The following is a 17,267-nucleotide window of genomic DNA, read 5'->3' on the forward strand; positions in this document are numbered from 1 at the left end:
ACCGGACCTGCACAGGGGACACGGACCGTCCCGATCACTCGGTCACCTGCCCGGAACGGGCCCCTTGGATGCGATGGAGCCTGGCCTGCCGTCGGCCGGTTGCCGGACCGTGGATGCGACGGAACCAGTGGGTGCGACGGAACCAGTGGTTGCGGCGGAACCAGTGGTTGCCGGTCCGCGGACGCGATGGAACCCGCCCGTCGCCGGATCCGAGGACACGATGGACCCTGCCGGATGCCGGATGCCGGATCCGTGGGCGCCATGAAACCTGCCGGATGCGGGACCCGCGGACTCCATGCAACCGGCTCGTCGCCTCCCGCAGGGCGCCGACCCGCCGCCGGCCGATCGCCCGCTGCCGGCAGTCCGTCACCGGTCCGGATGCCGCCACTTCTCGTGGACGGCCACGCTGGACAGCCGCCAGCCGTCGGCCGCCCGCAGCAGTTCGAAGGTGTAGCGGCCACCGGACACGAAGTCCGGCGCTCCCGAGGTCCCCGGTGTGCCGTTCCCGCCGGGGTCCAGTCGCATCGGATTGACGTAGTCGGCCCGGACCGCCGCCCGGTCGCCCGGGAAGCCGCCGAGATCCTCCAGGGTGATCCGCCGGTTGACGATCAGATGCTGTCGGACCGGGAACATCCGCATGGTCTCCGCCAGCCAGTCCGCCACCTCGCCCGCAGGGCCCTCCACACCGCCGGCGCCGCGGTAGTCGGCCCGCCCGCCGGGTGCGAAGAGGGCCCGGTACGCCGCCCAGTCCGCGTCGTCCACGGCCATCGCGTAGCCGGTGATCAACGCGTCGACAGCCAGCCGGTCCATCACGGTCGCGAGATCCACACGCTGCGTCATCGGCTCAGTGTCGGGCAATCCGCCGGACAGGCCAAGAGCCGTGCAGGGGGCGGGTGCGAGCGGGGGCGTCCGGAGCGGAGTCCGGCGTCCCGCGCGTACGCGTCCTGGAGGCGCGGACGTGAGCGAACGTCCTGTGTCAGGCCGCGCAGGTCATGCTGCCGTGGATCGCGGCAGCCCACTCCAGCAGCAGGACCTCGTACTCCTCGGCGGGCCATACCTCGTCCGCTCGCTCGTCGACGAGGGCGCGGATGCGCTCGTTCGCCAGGGCGGCTTCGGACGGAACAGCGTTCAGGGCCGGAGGGGTCATGGACATACGACAACCCTACGGGCCCCCACTGACAGCCCGTGGCCATTTCCGCGGTGGCGTCCGTCACGTAGATGAACGAAGGGACTCCACTCGGTGTCCGGCGAGGCACCGCCCGGGAACGGCGAACCCCGTGTTCCGCACCGGAACACGGGGTCGTCGGGTCCGTTCCTCCGAGGTCACTGCTGTCCGATGGTGCCGTTCTGCAGCGTCCCGGTGGTCGCGGTGGCCGTGTCGGCGGCCTCGACCGCGGTGTCCAGCAGACCCGAGGAGTTCAGCCGGTCCGAGTCGAGGAGCCCCCCGTCTCCCGGGGTGGCGTTGGCCGGCGGGGACACCGCAGCGATCACAGCGCCGGTCGCGAAGGTCAGGACAGCCATTACGGCACGCTTCTTCATGCCCTTTTCAACCGGTGAACGGCCCGAAGGGTCACGGCCCGATCGTCGTCACTCGAACTGGCCCGCGTTCGGCTCCAGGACGCCGAAGCCCACGAGGGCGAACAGGAGCAGACCGAGGATGATGCGGTAGATCACGAACGGCATGAAGCTCTTGGTGGTGATGAACTTCATGAACCAATGCATCAGACAACGCTCTTGGCGGCCTTGACCTGCCGTTTCCACCACTCGGCAAGATCGAGTGGGAGAGAACTGGGAGAAGCGGTCGCCGCTTCCCACCCCGTCTCCCGCACGAAACGCAAGAAGCGCTCCTGCAACGAGTCCATCATCCGCCGCTCCATCGCCGTTGTCACGTTCGCGTACAGCCCCTCCACGCCCGCGACTTCATGGCCCATGCGCGTCTCGACCGCAATGCGCGAGTGCACGCCGCCCGCCTCGTCAATCCATTCCTTGTGCCCGTGCCGCAACAGGTACAGGCGCTTGCCCGCGTAGGGGGTCGCCGGGATCTCCGGCACCGGGCGCCGCGACGTCACCGTCTGCCGCTGCCCCAGCCGCACCCTCTCGAACTCAGGCGACTCACCGCGGCCGTCGGCGACCGGACGCCAGTAGTGGTAGGTGAAGTTGGCGTTCGCCAGCAGGCCGCCGGTGATCGACCGGAACACGTACTCGCCGTCGTGGCTTTTCAGCAGCAGCTCCAGCAGCTCCGCCAGGAACGGCGGCACGACCAGGGTCCGCCTGCTCTCGTACTTCGGCGGGAACAGCTTCAGTACGCCGTCCTGCCTCTGGTGCTGCCACTGCACGCGGACCGCGGGCATCAGGTCCACGCCGTAGCGCTCCAGCTCCTCGGCATGCCGCTCCTCGCGGTCGGCCTCGTCGGGGTCATCGAGCGGATCGGCGGCCGGCCAGGCGGGATGGGAGTAGACACGGCGGAGCGCGTACAACTCGGCGGGACGCATGCCGGTGGTGGCCATCGTCCATATGAAGACGAAGCCGGCCAGCCCCCAGTAGGCCAGGGCATTGCAGGCCAGCTGGTGAACGTCCTCAATGCGCATCTCGCGCTTCCGCTCGCGAGGCTTCTTCTTGTACTTGCCGCGGCGCTGCTTGCGCCCCTTCGGTACAGGTGAGGCCGGCCGCAGCCCGTCGTCCACCGCGTCGTCCATGAGCATGGAGAAGACGGTGAGGATTTCCTCTCCGTACTTCTCGCCCACGTTGGGCAGAGCCTTGAGGTCCTTCTTCCACGCGCGGTACATGGAAGGCTTGACGTCGCCGATTGCAGTCGCGCCCCATCGGGGCTCGATGTACAGCCGCAGCATGGACCGGATGGCCTTCTCCCGCAGGTGACCGACATCGAGGGTATCGACCCATGTCCTGGCGTACTCCGCGACCGAGGTGGCGCCGTCACGGCGACTGATGTAGCGGTCGTTGCGGACGTCTGATTCCCTGTCGAGGCCGTAGTTGTACGCCTCGTCTTCGTCGGTGAAGCCGGACTTGCCGTCGTAGATCTTTTTGCCGGTTTCGGGATGTACCCGGCCGGTGTCCCACCGGACCCTGCACTTGGCGCCGCGCCACTCCACATAGGGCATGCGTGCTCCCTGCTGCTGGCGTTTGGTAAGCGGTGCCGGCGGCCCCTCTCGCCGTCGGCCTCCGCGTCTGACTGCGCTTACTCTGCCGTGCCGACGGGGCACCCGCGGCAGATCCTGCAGTCCACATTCTGACCTGACATCAGTCTCCGGACCTTCTGCTGGACTTCCGGGTCCGTGGCTGCGCTGGGGGTCAGAACGCACACCATCTCGTCGTTGATCCTGAATGCGTGAGCCAGGCCTTCTGGCCCTTGGTCGAGAGTGATGACGGTACTCATAGGTCTCCCCCTTGGTGGTGTGAGAGACCCCCCAGGTGCACGCCACTGTGTCACGCGTCACAGGCGTGTCGCTACTGGTAGTTGAGGCTTAACCGATAGTCGGCATGTCACGATTGAGTAACGGCGAAAAGGTTGTACGCAGATCAGGATGCCTTTGGCAGGATGCCGCACTTTCGCAGCTCCTCCACAACCTGCTCCCGCAGCTTCTCAACTCGCTCCAGCGACATGTCCGGCGTCGTCAGGCTTGCCGCACTTGTGACCGCTGACTTCACCTTGCTCTCGAGCTCGCGCGGGGAGGCCTGGCTGATGAGGGCGCCCTCGATCAGCTCGCTGCCATCGGTCAGCTTGATGGAGTCGGCCCCGGCGAGGACGGCGAGGCAGGAGTCGCGGACCATGCCGAACCTCGCCTCGATCTTGGCGTAGGTCGTGTCCCGCACCCGTCGCCCCTCCTCGACGGCGCGGTACGTCATGACTGCGACGCCGCACTCGCGCGCAGCCTTTTCCTTGCTGGTGATGCCGAGCGTGATGCGTCGCTGCCGGACGAGGGCGGCAAGCCGCTGCAGCTCGGTCGTCGTGTGATCTGTCAGGGCAGCCATGGCCGCATCATCGCAGCTACCTCCAGCTACTGCCAGAAACGCCTATCGGCCATGACCGGAACTTAACCGACTCTTAAGGGTCACCTAAGTCGATCACCTAGAGCAAGTTAGAGCTTTCTAGAAGTTACCCGTCGGTTCCTCTAGCTTCGTCTATCTGTGGCCGCTAGATTCTGTGCATGGCAGAACCCCCAGCCACCACCCACCTGGTGAACGGGGCGGCTATCCGCATACGCCGCATGCACCTCGGCCTGTCCATCACCGAGTGCGCCCGAAGAGCCGGAATCAGCAGGGCCTACCTGGACCAGCTGGAGCTCGGACACCGGACCCGCATGCGGCCCCCCACGTACACGGCACTCCGCACCGCCCTGGACATCGGATCCACCGACCACCGGCTCCTCGAAGAGGACCCGCACCGAAAGGAGTGACATGGCTGCCACCAAGGCGCCGCTCAAGCCCGTACTGGAGAACTTCTACAGCGTGTCTGCTGCCGCCGTCCGGCTCGGCCTCCGGGACGAGGAAGACGACAGCAAGAAGGGCGAGAAGTGGCTCCGCGACGGAGTGAACAAACTCGGCTTCCCCTGCCACCGCATGGCCGGCCAGCTGATGTTCAGCGACAGCGATCTCGCCGAAATCGCGGGGCTTCACCGCAACGCCCCGCAGCGTCGAGGCCGCCCTCGCGCTCGCCGCACTGTCTCGGCCGCCGCCTAGCGGCATGCGGCCCCAACCGCCGGGCGCTACCGGCAGCCGGGGCCTAGACCCACCCCCTGAGAACCCGATCAAACGGAAGGGCAAGTCATGCCTGACATCTTCCCACCCGCATCGCCGGGTGACCCCACCAACCTCGACGAGTTCGACCTCGCCACTCGCGAGATCCCGATGGTCTCCGCCTTCGAGGCGATGTTCATCGAGGCGGAGGAGATGCTCCGCGAGGCGTACCCGGAGGGCTTCGACGTCCTCGACATCGGCCGTACCGCCTGGGACTGCCTCCCCGACGAGGAGAAGGCCGGCGCGCTGGACGTCCTGTTCTACGCGTACTGGGAGGCTCGCGAGAACGACCTCGCTGCCCGCGCCGCCCGGTACGAGACGGGTGGTGCACGATGAGCGCCCGCGAGCGTCTGGAGCGTTGTTGTGGCCGGCCGACGCCGCCGGAGCTGATCGCCGACCTGGACGCCTACCGCGCCGAGGTGCTGCGCGAGGCCGCGACCTGGCTGGCCTCCATCGGCGAGCAGAACGCCGCGTACCTCCTCGACACCTGCGACGTCCCGGCCGCCGAGGGGAGCGCGTCATGACCGCCGCCGACCTGGCCCGCGTCGACACGACCGTCAAGGAGCTGACGCTTCAGACGCTGCTCGCCGCCCCGCCGAACGGCCACACCCCCGACCCGCAGCCGGCCGCCTGGTACGAGGCCGTCTTCGACGCCATGGCCTGCGCCCACCCCGAGAAGTGCGCCTGCGAGGACGGAGACGCGTCATGACCCTGTACGTGCACGACGGGATCGAGTTCGACCTGACCAAGCCGTTCGCCGACGTGACCGGCAACGTGTGGGCGTGGACCGGGGAGTGGTCGCCGGCTGATGAGCCGATGCTGCGGCAGATGGAGTACGGCGCGGACCGCTGGCACCCGGAGCGGGCTTTGCCGCTGCCGGACGTCTACCACTGGCACGGGCCGCTGATCCCGCTGACCAAGCGGGTGTCGCCGGATCTGCGACGGCAGGTGCTGGCGGACGCGGATTTCGCCCAGTCGATCGCGGACGGGCACACCGAGTCCCTCGCCGCGTACACGGCCCGTATCCGGCCGGCGGTGACCTCGTGACCCGCCTCGTCCACCCGCTCGCGCTGGCCGTGCTGGCCGCCGTATCCACCGCGCTCCTCGCACTGGGGCGCCACCTCTGGACCACACCCGATGGGGGCACCTGTGATTGAAATCGAAGCGTTCGAGCCCGTCACGATCCAGCGGACGCCCGCCGTGACGCTCTACAAGGGCACGAGCTACCGCAGCGACCGCGCCTACGTCGACGCATCCGGCCAGCGGTGGGAGTACGTCGGCCTGCTCGACGGCGCGTCGATGTGGCACCGAGGTGGCGACCCGGCCGCCTGGAACATCACCGCCGTCGTCAACCAGTTCGGACCGCTCACCGAGGCGGGTGAGTCACGTGACTGACCGACTCGACGAGATCAAGGTTCGCGTCCCCGCCCTGTACGAGGGGCCGTGGTCCGTGTCCTGGACGACCGGAGACGGAGAGCACACCCACGACAGGTGGACCGTCTCCTACCCGACCGACAATCCGCTCGCCGGCTTCGTCGCCGAAGTCGCCGACTACGGCTACGAACTCGCCGAATTCATCGCCCACGCCCGCCTGGACGTGCCCTGGCTGATCGAGCAGCTGGAGCAGGCCCGCCGGATCGCCGTCGCGCTCGAGCAGGAGAACGCCCGCCTCACCGACGAGAACCGCTCCCTTGAGGTCGGCCTCGGCATCGGGGAGGCGGCGTGACGACCTACCTGTGCTGCCCCGTCGACCGCTGCGGCTACCGCATCCCCAGCGCCGACGATGGCACGACCGCGGACCGGATGATCAACCACGTCATGAGCGTCCACCAGGTGCCGGAGCTGTCCGCAGCCTGGCACACCTCCCACGCACAGACCGTGTCGATCATCGGGGAGGCGGCGTGAACACCGAGGTCGTCGTCGCCTCGCTGGTCCTCCTCGCCGCGCTGGTCGCCGACATCCCGAAGCGGCTCCACGCCGCCCGTGAGCGCCGCGCCTGCATCGCCCGGCACCCCAGCCAGCAGGACCGCATCCCGCGGCAGACCCGAAGGGGGAACCGGTGAACACCGTCACCTACGAACTCCGCTCCGCCCGCACCCTCGCCCCGCTCCTCGTCCCCGCCGTCGAAGCCGTGCCCGGGCTGTTCGTCTACCAGACGCCGGAAGAGCTCCGCGCCACCGTCGAACCGAAGTGGCTGATCGGGCACCACTCCGGCTACGGCCTCGCGGTCTTCGACACCCGCGAGCAGGCCATGGCCGCCGCCGTCGCGGTCGCCGGCTTCACGGACTGGACCCGCGGCGCGGACGAGTTGCGCAAGGACCACTCGTTCGACCTCGACGAGCTGGACGAGCTCCTCGACAACGCGGCCCACGCCGCATGAGACCCGCCGGCCGGGCGGTGACCACCCCACCCGCCCCGCCGGCGCAACAACCACCACCCCAGGGCAGCGGACACCGCGCCGCTGCCCCCGCAAACGACACCCGAAAGCAGGAGCTGTGAGCGACAACCTGCCAGCCCAGTACCAACCCCAAGTCCTTTCCGCCCAGATGGACTACGCCAAGGCCCTCGCCGTCTCCGACCTCCTCCCGCAGCAGTACCGGGGCAAGCCGGCGAACCTCCTGTGGGCCATCTCCTACGGCCAGACCCTCGGCGTCGCGCCCCTCACCGCAGTCCAGTCCATCCACGTGATCAACGGTCGGCCCACCGCGTCGGCCGACCTGATCGCCGGACTGGTCCGCCGCGCAGGACACAAGCTCCGCGTCAACGGCGACGACCGCCGGGCCGTCGCCCAGATCATCCGGTCCGACGACCCCGACTTCACCTTCGAGGCCGTGTGGACCATCGAGCGGGCGCAGAACGCCAAGCTCGTCAACAAGGACACGTGGAAGAACTTCCCGGCCGCGATGCTGAAGGCTCGCGCGATCACCGAGGTAGCGCGGGCCGCTTGTTCGGAGATTCTGCAGGGGACGATCTACACCCCCGAGGAACTGGGCGCCAACGTCGATCAGGACGGGACGCCCATCGAGGCGACCGTGACCGAGCTGCGTCGGGTCCAGCCCGGCGAGCCGGAGCCGTGGGCCACCCCGGCGCCGCAGCCGAAGGGCACGCTCGTCGTCGATCCGGACTGCATCGTCACGCACCCGGAGGGCCAGGCCATCGTCGACGCCGCAGCGAAGGCCAGGCACCGAGGCGAGGTGAAGGAGCGGTGGGCCGAAGCCAAGGCCGCCGAACTGCTTCACGCGGTCATCAAGGCGCCCGACAGCGGCGCGTGGGAGATGGTCCGCGAGTACCTGACCCGGCTCGGCAAGGCACTGCCGGAGACGGCGCCGAAGAAGGACGACGTTGTCGTCGACGCGGAGGTCGTCGACGCGGAGGTCGTCGATGAGGCCGCAGCCGCCGAGCAGCGCCTCCGGGACGCCGCGGTCAAGGCCGGGCTCAACAATCTCGACGAGGAGTTCGAGCGTTCCTACGGGCTCCCCATCGAGCAGGCCGGCGTCCAGCAGCTCACCGAGATGACGAACATCCTCGAGGGAGCCGCGTGATGGACCTCAACCAGCTCACCAAGCTCGCCTCCGACGAAGCGGTCCTCAGGGCCCTCGCCGACGCAGTGAACGCCCGGCTGAAGGAAGTCCGGGCTGACATGCAGACCGCGCTCGACGCTACGGGCGGCGTGCGGCAGGTGGCCGCAGCGCTGCCGGACGGGACCGAGATCGCGAAAATCTCGCTGAGCGACCCGAAACCCGAGGCGGTCATCACCGACCCGGACGCCTTCCTCGCCTGGGTCAGGGTGCACGCCCCGGCCGAGGTCACGCGCCGGATGGTCACCGAGGTCCGCGACTCGTACAAGGCACTGCTGCTCAACGAGATGACGGCGGCTGGCCGGCCGGAGGTCTGCGACAAGCAGACGGGCGTCGTAGAGACGGTGCCTGGTGTGGAAGTCCGGGCGACCCGGGCCCGCTCGCACTCGGTGCGGTTCACGAAGACCGGCAAGGACCAGATCGGCGCCGCATGGCGGTCAGGGGCTCTGGCCGCGGACGTCATGGCCGCGCTGGCGGCGGGTGAGCCCAGTGCCTGAGCCGATCCGCTGCAGCCGCTGCGGCGACGAAGACGGGCCGTTCACCGACGACGGCCTCTGCGAGGCGTGCGCCCGGCCGCAGCCGCTGAGCCAGCCCATCAGCTGACAGCACTCGGGGCCGTCGCCGTCCGAACCGGCGACGGCCCCACCCCACCAGCATCGCACGGAGGTACCCAGTGACCACCCACCCCGCGATACAACCCGCCCTCGACGGCAGCATCCCCGAGCAGCCCACCGACTTCGAGACCTGGGTCGAACAGGTCCGGCCCGCATTCGTCGCCGCCGCCCGCACTGGCCACGAATTCGCCTCGTGGCACATCAAGGTCGACGCCAAGCTCCCCGACCCGCCGAAGCCGAAGACGCAGTGGGGCGCGCTGATGCACCGCCTTCACGGGGAAGGCCTCCTGGAGCGCGCGTCGTTCACCACGACCCGCGATGGCTCCGGTGTCCGTACCTGGCGCGGCACCCGCGCGGCACGCCAGGGGAGGGCCGCATGACCGCCTTCCTGTGGACCGTCACCGTCCTCGCGGCCGGCTGGGGCCTCGCGGCCATCCTGTGCCGCTGGGTTGCCCGTGCCGACCAGCGCGCCTGGCAGCGAACCGCCCGCGGTGACGCCGCCGCCGACCTCCCGCCACTCCCCGAGCGCGACACCACCATCCGCGACCTCGAACGCGAACTCCGCGACCTCTCCGCCCGCATCCACCACCTCTACATCCGAGAGGAGAACCGGACGTGACCACCACCTGCTCAATCCCCGACTGCGGCCGGCCGGTGATAGCCCGCGGCTGGTGCCGCAAGCACTACGACCGGTGGCGCAACCACGGCAACCCCCTCCACCCAGGACGCCAGCCCCGCACCGGATGTGACGTCCCCAACTGCCCCAACACTCATTTCGCCAAGGGCTACTGCAAGAGGCACTACAACCGTCTGCTGAGGTACGGCGACCCCACGCACGTGCCTGAATCGGTCATCGACGAAATCGCCGTCGCGCGAGCAATCGGCGGCGATCCACCGGCCCGTCTCACCCCCGCCGAAAGGACAGCAGCCGCCCTCGTCCTGTACCAGCGGCAGCTCACCGACCGGCAGATCGCCGACCGTCTGCGCTGCCACGCTCGCACCGTCCTACGCATCCGCCGACGGGCCGGCATCGCCCCCGTACACCAGCAGACCGGACAGCGTGTCCGCGAGCAGCTCGGGGAGGCGGCATGATCACCGCGACTCGCATCGGCACCGAACCGCCGGCCCACATCCACGCCGCCACGGACATCACCTACGACGGCGGCCTCGACCTCATCGCCATCGAACGCGCCATGAACGGCGAACCCGTCCAGCTCACCCGCGACGAACGCATCCACGCCGCCCGGCTCCTCCACGAGCACGGTGTCGACCTGACTGGCATCGCCAAGCGGCTCGGCGTCATGCGGGACACGGTCACCGAGTGGCGCAAGTGGGGCTGGGTCTACCCGGAGCCGCCCGACAAGCCGCCCATCGACATTGGTGACACCCCACACGGCAGCCACCGCGGCTACGCCAAGGGCTGCCGGTGTGCCGCCTGCCGCGCCGCCCGCAGCGCCTACGCCCGCGAACGCCGGCTCATACGCGCCACGGCCTGACCGCCGGACACGACAAAGCCCCGCCGACAGGCGGGGCCACCGATCACAGAAGGGAGATGCGGCATGATCAGGCAGACCGTCGCCGAGAGATTCTGGGCCAAGACCAGGATAGCCGTCGACTGCGAATGCAACCTCTGCGTAGCGACGGAGGACGCCGCAGCAAAGTGCGTCCTCTGGACGGGGTCTTACACAGGTAAGGGATACGGCGGCTTCTGGAACGGAGAGCGCCAGGTCCGCGCGCACCGCGCCTCATATGAACTGATCAACGGTTCCATCCCCGAAGGCCTGTGTCTCGACCATCTGTGCCGTGTGCGCAGGTGCGTAGCACCCGCTCACCTGGAGCCCGTCACCCACCGGGAGAACGTCCATCGCGGGTTGGTCGTGGGGAGCGCATCGGCCACTCACTGCGCGCTCGGCCATGAATTCACGCCCGAGAACACGTACCTGGCTCCCGTGACTCCGGCTAACCCGTATGGCTACCGGCGCTGCCGGACCTGCAAAAACGCAGGAAAGCGGCTCTCGAGAGCACGCGCACGAGCGACCAGCTAGCGAGCAGACGGAAGGAGGAGGGGACGTGACGTCAGGACGACGGTGCCGCCGGCACTGCCTTCTCGCCGAGCGCGGTCAGGGCGCGCTCGTAGAAGTCGAAGGGCACGATCACGGCCGCTTCCTTCCCGCGGTTCATGAGCACGGTCGTCTCGCCGGCGAACCGGGCGCGGGAGATGACCTCGCCAAGGACATTGCGGGCTTCGGCGATCTTCGCGCGGTGCTCGGTTCGGGTCGCGGTCATGGGACCAGCGTAGCGGATTTGCTACGTACATCAACACAGCGACTTCGCTTTCTTAGCTATGATGTGCATGTGAGGAACGGTGCTGACGCCCCTCCCTCGGGGTGCTCCATGCCTGCTCGTCAGCCCGTAGCCGTACCTCCCGAGAGAAGGAACCCCGTGACCCTCGACGCAATGCCGCGAACGGAGGTGCAGTAGTGGGGATCAAGCGCGTCCTCGACGTACTTCTGCACGCGCCGAAGGACCTGACTGCGGCTGAGCGCATGGTGCTTGTCGCCATCGGCGAGAACGTCCGGGACGGCGATCCCACGCGGCTTACCTGGCCCGACTTCAACGTTCAGATCCTCGCCGAGCGCACTGGCCTGACCGGGACCGGCACGCTCAAGGCGGCACTCCAGCGGCTCGGCAAGCGCGGCCTCGAGGTCCGAGTCCCGATCACCATGGGCAAAGACGGTCGGCCGCTGTACGCCCTTCCCGGGAAGCAGTGCCGCTACCGATTCCCCCTCCTTGCAGGGGAGAACACAGTCTCCCCTGCAAGCGAAGAAGGGGAGAACACAGTCTCGCCAGGGGAGAACACAGTCCCCCCTATGGGGAGAACACAGTCCCGCCAGGCGGGAACAGAATCTCCCCCTACCCCTCCCCCCTCTTCCCCTCCTCCCCTCCAGGAGGCCGCCGGAGCGGACGAGGAGCAGCCGGAAGGGACTGCCGAGGCCGTCGCGTTCCTCGAAGGCCTCCCATCCCCATGGGGAATCGGGCCCCGCACAGCCGCCGCCATGGCCCCCGACCTTCTGGCGATGGCCCAGCGGCAGGGATGGGACCTGGACGAAGAGCTCGCTCGGAAACTCACCGAGAACCCTGGGGGGATCAAGAACTACTCGGCCATCCTCCGTATCCGGATCTCGGACCTCCCCAAGCGGACTGCACCCCTGCCCCGCCCCACCGCTTCCCCGCTGCCGCCCTGGTGCGGCGAATGCGCCGACGGTGCCCGTGCGGCCGAGCGCGAAGCGCGCCTCCGCCTCGTCTACGACGACCGCGGCCACGGCCACCCCTGCCCCAAGTGCCACCCGCAAATGACCAGCCACGCTGCCTGACCCAAGGAGAACCCATGGAAGACGAGTTCATCGGACGGACGCCGCCGCAGGACGTCGAGGCCGAACAGTGTGTCCTCGGCGGCATGCTTCTCTCGAAGAGGGCGATCACCGAGGTCGTCGAGATCGTCGACGCCGAAGACTTCTACCGCCCCGCGCACGAGACGGTGTTCCGCGCCATCCTCGACCTGTACGGCAGGAACGAGCCGGCCGACCTCATCACCATCTCGAACTATCTGCGCGAGCTCGGACTCCTCGGGAAGGTCGGAGGGCCCGCCTACATCAACGAGCTGGTTCGCTCAGTGCCGACGGCCGCGAACGCGGCCTACTACGCGGAGATCGTCCGGGACTGCGCCGTCCGTCGCCGCATCGTCGAGGCCGGCATTCGCATCACCGAGATCGGCTACAGCGGCGAAGGTGAAGCCCAGGACGCCACGGATGCCGCCCAGGCCGAGCTCAACGCCGTGACGAAGGCCCGCGAGGAGGCCGACTCTGCGCTGATCGGCGATGACCTCGAGGACGTCGTCGCCGAACTGGAGAAGCTCCAGGCCGAAGGCCGCGCAACCGGCCTGTCCACCGGCTTCATCGACCTGGACGTGCTGACGCATGGCCTCCACGGCGGACAGATGATCATCATTGCCGGGCGGCCCGGGCTCGGGAAGTCGACCCTCGGAGTCGACATGCTGCGCACCTGCTCGATCCGCCACGGACTCCCGTCGGCGTTCTTCAGCCTTGAGATGTCCCGCCGCGAGGTGCAGCACCGCATCATCTCCGCCGAAGCCAAGATCGGTCTGCACAAGATCCGCGGCGGCTTCATGACGGACCACGACTGGGCAGCGTTCGGCAACCACATGCGGAACCTGGCCGCTGCCCCGCTGACGATCGACGCCACTCCGAACCGCACCGTCACCCAGATCAAGGCCCGGTGCCGTCAGCTCAAGCAGGCGACCGGCCTGTCTCTCGTCGTCATCGACTACCTGCAGCTCCTCGACACCCCGGGGAAGCGGCGGCCGGAGAACCGACAGGTCGAGGTATCCGAGATGAGCCGCGGCATCAAGCTCATGGCCAAGGAACTCGACGTGCCGGTCATCGTCCTCTGCCAGCTGAACCGCGGCCCCGAGCAGCGGCAGGACAAGCGGCCCATGCTCGCCGACCTCCGCGAGTCCGGATCCCTCGAGCAGGACGCCGACATCGTCATCCTCGTCCACCGCGAGGACGCATACGACAAGGAGTCCCCGAGGGCCGGCGAAGCCGACCTGATCGTGGCTAAGCACCGGGCGGGACCGACGTCCGAGATCACCGTCGCGGCGCAGCTGCACTACAGCCGCTTCACGGACATGGCGCACACATGAGCGGCCTGACCCCCGAGGACATCGCTGCGGCCAGGGCGCAGGGCGACCTCAAGTCCCTGCTTCTGCTGGCGGGAGGCATCACCGTCAAGGCCCCCCAGCAGCGCGAGGCCGAGCCCGAGGAGCCCTGCTACCACATCCGCCGCCCCGGTGCCTGGCCCTGCGGCACCGCCGCCACCGGCCCCACGCCACCGCCCTGCCCCGACTGCCAGGCGAGGAAGGCACCGTGACCGCCCTCCTCGCCGCCCTCCGCCAGCCCCGCCGCGCCGCCTAACCCCGAAGGAGACACGACCCTGATGCACAGCCTCAAGACCCTCGCCGGGGACACGACCGACGGCTTCTGCGGAGCCGGCGGATCCTCCGAAGGCGCACGCCAAGTCGGCATCCAGGTCCGCACCGCACTCAACCACTGGCGCCTCGCCGTCGACGTGCACCAGGCCAACCACCCCGACACCGGCCACGACTGCGCCGACATCTCCCAAATCGACCCCCGCCGCTACCCCACCACGACGTTCGCCTGGTTCAGCCCCAGCTGCACCAACCACTCCATCGCCAAGGGACGGCGCCGCCACATCGACGCCACCCCCGACCTGTTCGGCGAGACCCTTCCCGACGAGGCTGCGGAACGCTCCCGGGCCACCATGTGGGACGTCGTCCGCTTCGCCGAATACCACCGCTACCGGGCCATCATCGTCGAGAACGTCGTCGATGCCCGCGAGTGGATCCTCTGGCCGGCGTGGTTCACCGCGATGAAGGCCATGCGCTACCGGGCCAAGGTCGTCTACCTGAACAGCATGCACGCCCAGGCCCTGGGCGACGGGGCACCTCAGTCCCGTGACCGCATGTACGTCGTGTTCTGGCTCGAAGGTGAACGTCAGCCCGACTTCGACAAGTGGACCCGCCCCGCGGCGCACTGCACCCGCTGCGACCGCGCGGTTCGCGCCGTGCAGGCGTGGAAGAACCCGGACCGGGCCTACGGCAAGTACCGCACCCAGTACGTGTGGCGGTGTCCCACCGCCCGCTGCCACGCCGAGGTGTTCCCCGCAGTGCGGCCCGCCGCGGACGCCATCGACTGGACGCTGCCCGCGCAGCGCATCGGGGACCGGGACAGGCCGCTGGCTGAGAAGACGATGAAGCGGGTCCGCGACGGGTTCGCCACCTACGCCAGACCGCTCCTTGTCCCGGTCGAGGGACGCGACGGGAAGGTCGCTCGCCCGGCCGATGCCCCGATGCGGACGTGCACGGCCCGCAACGAGACCGGTCTCGCCGTACCCGCGTACATCGTCGAGCTCCGCGGCGGCGGTTCCAACCACCGCCTCGCTTCCAAGCCCCTGGCGACCGTGTGCGCTTCCGGCAACCATCACGGTCTGCTGCCCGCCGGCACCGTGACCGCGGTCGAGGACCTCGGGTTCCGGATGCTCGAGCCCCACGAGTACGCCGCCGCGATGACCTTCCCCGGCAAGGAGACGGATCGGCCCTACATCTGGCTGGGCAACAAGCGTGAACGCGTCCGCATGGCCGGTAACGCCGTCACGGTCAACGCCGCCCGGGACCTGTTCGCGATGGTCTCCGAGGCCGTCCTCGGCACCGAGTACGACCTGCCCGCCACCCAGACGGCCGCCTCCCGCCCGGTCCTGGCCCCCGCCGCCTAACCCCTCCCGCCCCAACCCGCCCGAAGGAGACCGAAATGCCCGAGACCACTGCCACCCACCGATGCCGCTGTATCTGCCCTAACGGGTGCGACTGCGGATGCACATGCCCAGCTGCCATCGAACTGCGAGCCGAACAGAAGGCACGCCGCGACGCCAACGGCGGCCCCATCCGTATCCAGCGCCGCCGCCACGTGGGCTGGCGCAAGCCCGAAGGCTCCGTGTACGTCGGCCGCCCCACCCGCTTCGGCAACCCGTTCCAGATCACCCACAACCCCGACACCAAGGGCTGGCACGTTGCCCGCTCCAACGGCGTCAGCGTCGGAACTTTCCCCACCAACACGGAAGCGCGCCGATACGCCACCGACGCCTACCGCACGTGGATCCAGCTGCCCGAGCAGGAAGACGACCGCGCTCTGTTCCGCGCCCTTCTCCACGGCCGGGACCTCATGTGCTGGTGCCCGCTGCCCGAGCCCGGCCAGCCCGACCACTGCCACGCAGCCGTGCTCCTGCGGCTGGCCAACGACTCCGCCGCCTGACCGCCCCGTGACGCACGACGGGCCGCCCCGGGGGCAATCCGGGGCGGCCACCCACAGATCACACCACAGCCCGAAGGAGAAGCCGGTGACAGCCCGCCGCCCCACGGCCCCGCCGACGGTGGAGCAGCTCCTCGTCCTCGCCGACCGCGCCGAACGCCCCGGCGGCCTCACCCCCGCCGAAGCGACCCGACTCCGCGCCGGCATCCGCAGCCTGGCCACCCGCCAGACCGCCGCCAGCCGTCGGGCCGCATCCGACGCCCGGCTCGCCGCTGTCGCCCGCCTCGCCCACCGCGCCCGGCAGCGCGGCGCCCGCGCCGTCAGCCTGTGGGCCCTCACCACCGTGCTGACCGCCCAACCCCCGACCGCGACAACGAGGGAGACCGCATGACCTACGAGCCGACGTCGGCCCGGAACCGGAAGGGCCGGCCGTCCCTGTCGCCGGAGCAGCAGGCCCTCGCCGACGACCTCCACGTCCGGGCCCTCGCGATCCGGGCTGCGTCGGAGGGCGAGGTGTCGATCCGGGAGGCCGTGCGCCTGGCCGCCATCCAACTCGGTCTCGAGTCCCCGCAAATCGGGGCAGAAGGCGTCGACGAGTGAGCCGGGCGGATTCTCTACCCGCCGAACAGGCCCCGAGAAGCCGCCAGGGGCCCGCTCAGAGCCCCGAACCCCCCGCCGCTGGAACCGAGCCGCCCCGGGGGTCCGTTAGGGCCGCAGACGAGCTCCTGTGGCCTCGCCCATCGATCAACCCGCCGCCGACACAACGGAGGACCACCCGATGCCTGAGCCGTACTACGCCGACGAGCAGGTCACGCTGCTGCTCGGCGACACCCTCGAGCAGCTCCGCACCCTGCCTGACGGGTCCGTGGACTGCATCGTCACCAGCCCGCCCTACTACTCGTTGCGCGACTACGGCACGCCGGGCCAGTACGGGCTCGAGGCCACGCCCGCCGAGTACGTCGCCACCATGGCAGCCGTGTTCGCGGAGGCTCGCCGAGTCCTCGCCGACGACGGCACGCTGTGGCTCAACCTCGGCGACTCCTACGTATGCAGCCCGAAAGGCAGCGAGTCCAAGACGGACGGGCTGACCGGACGCAGCAATCACTCCACCACGCCCGCCGGTAGCGGCGGCAAGAACGGTGGGGGGCTTCCCGCCAAGAGCCTCCTCGGCATCCCGTGGCGTACCGCTGATGAGAATCCTTGAAAACGGCCAGGGCTACTCATCACCCCACTCCGTCCGCTGTTCAACGAAGTGGGGAGTCTCAGTCTCTGGTCTTGGTCCCCGATTGACGCGTGCGCTGGGCCTTACGCTCCGACGGTGTCCGTGGACACCGACCGGGCCGGGGGAAGAGTCCGCGAAGTTGTGGCGAACAGCTGAGGTCGGGTGCCCGGCCTCACGCGGTCTGCTCGGGTGT

At 69.2% G+C, this 17,267-nt stretch carries 32 protein-coding genes and 1 pseudogene; 26 read left to right on the forward strand and 7 right to left on the reverse strand.

What is annotated here, in order from left to right; all coding sequences use genetic code 11:
• Nucleotides 1-366: 366 nt before the first annotated feature.
• From ACZ4Z5_RS12515 to ACZ4Z5_RS12540, 6 genes and pseudogenes are all read right to left on the reverse strand, one after another.
• Nucleotides 367-840 (reverse strand): nuclear transport factor 2 family protein, encoded by a 474-nt coding sequence (locus ACZ4Z5_RS12515; RefSeq protein WP_468260660.1) that lies wholly within the window; start codon nt 838-840, stop codon nt 367-369.
• Between the two features lie 136 nt (nt 841-976).
• Entirely contained in the window at nt 977-1,153 is a 177-nt protein-coding gene (locus ACZ4Z5_RS12520) for a hypothetical protein (RefSeq protein ID WP_468260663.1), read from the reverse strand.
• Between the two features lie 170 nt (nt 1,154-1,323).
• Nucleotides 1,324-1,521 carry a hypothetical protein gene (locus tag ACZ4Z5_RS12525; RefSeq protein ID WP_468260666.1) on the reverse strand — a complete coding sequence of 66 codons (198 nt, stop codon included), beginning with the start codon at nt 1,519-1,521 and terminating at the stop codon, nt 1,324-1,326.
• A 66-nt stretch (nt 1,522-1,587) separates the two neighbouring features.
• Nucleotides 1,588-1,716: pseudogene (locus ACZ4Z5_RS12530) on the reverse strand (undecaprenyl-diphosphatase); the annotation flags it as partial.
• A gap of 5 nt (nt 1,717-1,721) precedes the next feature.
• Nucleotides 1,722-3,119, reverse strand: coding sequence for an integrase (locus ACZ4Z5_RS12535; RefSeq protein ID WP_468260668.1), 1,398 nt, complete (start codon nt 3,117-3,119; stop codon nt 1,722-1,724).
• Between the two features lie 418 nt (nt 3,120-3,537).
• Nucleotides 3,538-3,990 (reverse strand): hypothetical protein, encoded by a 453-nt coding sequence (locus ACZ4Z5_RS12540; RefSeq protein ID WP_468260670.1) that lies wholly within the window; start codon nt 3,988-3,990, stop codon nt 3,538-3,540.
• Nucleotides 3,991-4,166: 176 nt separating this feature from the next.
• Between ACZ4Z5_RS12540 and ACZ4Z5_RS12545 the strand changes: the two genes are divergently transcribed.
• The 18 genes from ACZ4Z5_RS12545 (at nt 4,167) to ACZ4Z5_RS12630 (ending at nt 10,992) form a co-directional block, all read left to right on the forward strand.
• On the forward strand, nt 4,167-4,415 hold the full coding sequence (locus tag ACZ4Z5_RS12545; RefSeq protein ID WP_468260672.1) for a helix-turn-helix domain-containing protein: 249 nt from the start codon (nt 4,167-4,169) through the stop codon (nt 4,413-4,415).
• A gap of 1 nt (nt 4,416) precedes the next feature.
• Nucleotides 4,417-4,698 (forward strand): hypothetical protein, encoded by a 282-nt coding sequence (locus tag ACZ4Z5_RS12550; RefSeq protein ID WP_468260674.1) that lies wholly within the window; start codon nt 4,417-4,419, stop codon nt 4,696-4,698.
• An 87-nt stretch (nt 4,699-4,785) separates the two neighbouring features.
• Entirely contained in the window at nt 4,786-5,091 is a 306-nt protein-coding gene (locus ACZ4Z5_RS12555) for a hypothetical protein (RefSeq protein WP_468260676.1), read from the forward strand.
• Nucleotides 5,088-5,279 carry a hypothetical protein gene (locus tag ACZ4Z5_RS12560; protein WP_468260678.1) on the forward strand — a complete coding sequence of 64 codons (192 nt, stop codon included), beginning with the start codon at nt 5,088-5,090 and terminating at the stop codon, nt 5,277-5,279. Before ACZ4Z5_RS12555 ends, ACZ4Z5_RS12560 begins: the two co-directional genes overlap by 4 nt.
• The gene (locus tag ACZ4Z5_RS12565; protein ID WP_468260681.1) at nt 5,276-5,464 is read left to right on the forward strand and encodes a hypothetical protein; all 189 of its coding nucleotides are present in this window, start codon (nt 5,276-5,278) and stop codon (nt 5,462-5,464) included. Before ACZ4Z5_RS12560 ends, ACZ4Z5_RS12565 begins: the two co-directional genes overlap by 4 nt.
• The gene (locus tag ACZ4Z5_RS12570; RefSeq protein ID WP_468260684.1) at nt 5,461-5,802 is read left to right on the forward strand and encodes a phiSA1p31-related protein; all 342 of its coding nucleotides are present in this window, start codon (nt 5,461-5,463) and stop codon (nt 5,800-5,802) included. The genes ACZ4Z5_RS12565 and ACZ4Z5_RS12570 overlap by 4 nt, the downstream gene beginning before the upstream one ends.
• Nucleotides 5,803-5,904: 102 nt before the next feature.
• Complete coding sequence (locus ACZ4Z5_RS12575) at nt 5,905-6,150, forward strand: phiSA1p31-related protein (RefSeq protein ID WP_468260687.1); 246 nt, start codon at nt 5,905-5,907, stop codon at nt 6,148-6,150.
• Nucleotides 6,143-6,481 (forward strand): hypothetical protein, encoded by a 339-nt coding sequence (locus ACZ4Z5_RS12580; RefSeq protein WP_468260690.1) that lies wholly within the window; start codon nt 6,143-6,145, stop codon nt 6,479-6,481. The genes ACZ4Z5_RS12575 and ACZ4Z5_RS12580 overlap by 8 nt, the downstream gene beginning before the upstream one ends.
• Nucleotides 6,478-6,660, forward strand: coding sequence for a hypothetical protein (locus tag ACZ4Z5_RS12585; protein WP_468260693.1), 183 nt, complete (start codon nt 6,478-6,480; stop codon nt 6,658-6,660). Before ACZ4Z5_RS12580 ends, ACZ4Z5_RS12585 begins: the two co-directional genes overlap by 4 nt.
• On the forward strand, nt 6,657-6,818 hold the full coding sequence (locus ACZ4Z5_RS12590; RefSeq protein ID WP_468260696.1) for a hypothetical protein: 162 nt from the start codon (nt 6,657-6,659) through the stop codon (nt 6,816-6,818). Before ACZ4Z5_RS12585 ends, ACZ4Z5_RS12590 begins: the two co-directional genes overlap by 4 nt.
• Nucleotides 6,815-7,135 carry a hypothetical protein gene (locus ACZ4Z5_RS12595; RefSeq protein WP_468260699.1) on the forward strand — a complete coding sequence of 107 codons (321 nt, stop codon included), beginning with the start codon at nt 6,815-6,817 and terminating at the stop codon, nt 7,133-7,135. The genes ACZ4Z5_RS12590 and ACZ4Z5_RS12595 overlap by 4 nt, the downstream gene beginning before the upstream one ends.
• Before the next feature lie 115 nt (nt 7,136-7,250).
• Nucleotides 7,251-8,297 carry a hypothetical protein gene (locus tag ACZ4Z5_RS12600; RefSeq protein WP_468260702.1) on the forward strand — a complete coding sequence of 349 codons (1,047 nt, stop codon included), beginning with the start codon at nt 7,251-7,253 and terminating at the stop codon, nt 8,295-8,297.
• Nucleotides 8,297-8,830 (forward strand): hypothetical protein, encoded by a 534-nt coding sequence (locus tag ACZ4Z5_RS12605; RefSeq protein ID WP_468260705.1) that lies wholly within the window; start codon nt 8,297-8,299, stop codon nt 8,828-8,830. The genes ACZ4Z5_RS12600 and ACZ4Z5_RS12605 overlap by 1 nt, the downstream gene beginning before the upstream one ends.
• Before the next feature lie 176 nt (nt 8,831-9,006).
• A complete protein-coding gene (locus ACZ4Z5_RS12610) occupies nt 9,007-9,327 on the forward strand; it encodes a hypothetical protein (protein WP_468260707.1) in 321 nt (106 codons plus the stop codon).
• Nucleotides 9,324-9,566 (forward strand): hypothetical protein, encoded by a 243-nt coding sequence (locus ACZ4Z5_RS12615; protein WP_468260710.1) that lies wholly within the window; start codon nt 9,324-9,326, stop codon nt 9,564-9,566. Before ACZ4Z5_RS12610 ends, ACZ4Z5_RS12615 begins: the two co-directional genes overlap by 4 nt.
• Nucleotides 9,563-10,039 carry a helix-turn-helix domain-containing protein gene (locus tag ACZ4Z5_RS12620; protein WP_468260713.1) on the forward strand — a complete coding sequence of 159 codons (477 nt, stop codon included), beginning with the start codon at nt 9,563-9,565 and terminating at the stop codon, nt 10,037-10,039. Before ACZ4Z5_RS12615 ends, ACZ4Z5_RS12620 begins: the two co-directional genes overlap by 4 nt.
• A complete protein-coding gene (locus tag ACZ4Z5_RS12625; protein WP_468260716.1) occupies nt 10,036-10,443 on the forward strand; it encodes a helix-turn-helix domain-containing protein in 408 nt (135 codons plus the stop codon). Before ACZ4Z5_RS12620 ends, ACZ4Z5_RS12625 begins: the two co-directional genes overlap by 4 nt.
• 63 nt (nt 10,444-10,506) lie before the next feature.
• Nucleotides 10,507-10,992, forward strand: a complete 486-nt coding sequence (locus ACZ4Z5_RS12630) for an HNH endonuclease signature motif containing protein (protein ID WP_468260718.1) — start codon at nt 10,507-10,509, stop codon at nt 10,990-10,992.
• A gap of 31 nt (nt 10,993-11,023) precedes the next feature.
• On the opposite strand, the gene ACZ4Z5_RS12635 is transcribed toward ACZ4Z5_RS12630, so the two are convergent.
• A complete protein-coding gene (locus tag ACZ4Z5_RS12635) occupies nt 11,024-11,233 on the reverse strand; it encodes a type II toxin-antitoxin system Phd/YefM family antitoxin (RefSeq protein WP_468260721.1) in 210 nt (69 codons plus the stop codon).
• Nucleotides 11,234-11,427: 194 nt separating this feature from the next.
• Between ACZ4Z5_RS12635 and ACZ4Z5_RS12640 the strand changes: the two genes are divergently transcribed.
• From ACZ4Z5_RS12640 to ACZ4Z5_RS12675, 8 genes are all read left to right on the forward strand, one after another.
• Nucleotides 11,428-12,321, forward strand: a complete 894-nt coding sequence (locus tag ACZ4Z5_RS12640) for a hypothetical protein (RefSeq protein WP_468260723.1) — start codon at nt 11,428-11,430, stop codon at nt 12,319-12,321.
• Between the two features lie 14 nt (nt 12,322-12,335).
• Entirely contained in the window at nt 12,336-13,670 is a 1,335-nt protein-coding gene (gene dnaB / locus ACZ4Z5_RS12645; protein WP_468260726.1) for a replicative DNA helicase, read from the forward strand.
• Entirely contained in the window at nt 13,667-13,897 is a 231-nt protein-coding gene (locus ACZ4Z5_RS12650; RefSeq protein ID WP_468260729.1) for a hypothetical protein, read from the forward strand. The genes dnaB and ACZ4Z5_RS12650 overlap by 4 nt, the downstream gene beginning before the upstream one ends.
• Before the next feature lie 66 nt (nt 13,898-13,963).
• Nucleotides 13,964-15,319 (forward strand): DNA cytosine methyltransferase, encoded by a 1,356-nt coding sequence (locus tag ACZ4Z5_RS12655; protein ID WP_468260732.1) that lies wholly within the window; start codon nt 13,964-13,966, stop codon nt 15,317-15,319.
• Between the two features lie 35 nt (nt 15,320-15,354).
• Nucleotides 15,355-15,855, forward strand: coding sequence for a DUF4326 domain-containing protein (locus tag ACZ4Z5_RS12660; RefSeq protein ID WP_468260735.1), 501 nt, complete (start codon nt 15,355-15,357; stop codon nt 15,853-15,855).
• 85 nt (nt 15,856-15,940) lie between these two features.
• On the forward strand, nt 15,941-16,243 hold the full coding sequence (locus tag ACZ4Z5_RS12665) for a hypothetical protein (protein WP_468260738.1): 303 nt from the start codon (nt 15,941-15,943) through the stop codon (nt 16,241-16,243).
• Nucleotides 16,240-16,452, forward strand: a complete 213-nt coding sequence (locus ACZ4Z5_RS12670) for a hypothetical protein (protein WP_468260740.1) — start codon at nt 16,240-16,242, stop codon at nt 16,450-16,452. The genes ACZ4Z5_RS12665 and ACZ4Z5_RS12670 overlap by 4 nt, the downstream gene beginning before the upstream one ends.
• 178 nt (nt 16,453-16,630) lie before the next feature.
• Nucleotides 16,631-17,056, forward strand: a complete 426-nt coding sequence (locus tag ACZ4Z5_RS12675) for a DNA methyltransferase (protein WP_468260743.1) — start codon at nt 16,631-16,633, stop codon at nt 17,054-17,056.
• Nucleotides 17,057-17,267 lie beyond the last annotated feature (211 nt).

This window comes from Streptomyces sp. NPDC030222 (genome assembly GCF_055573115.1).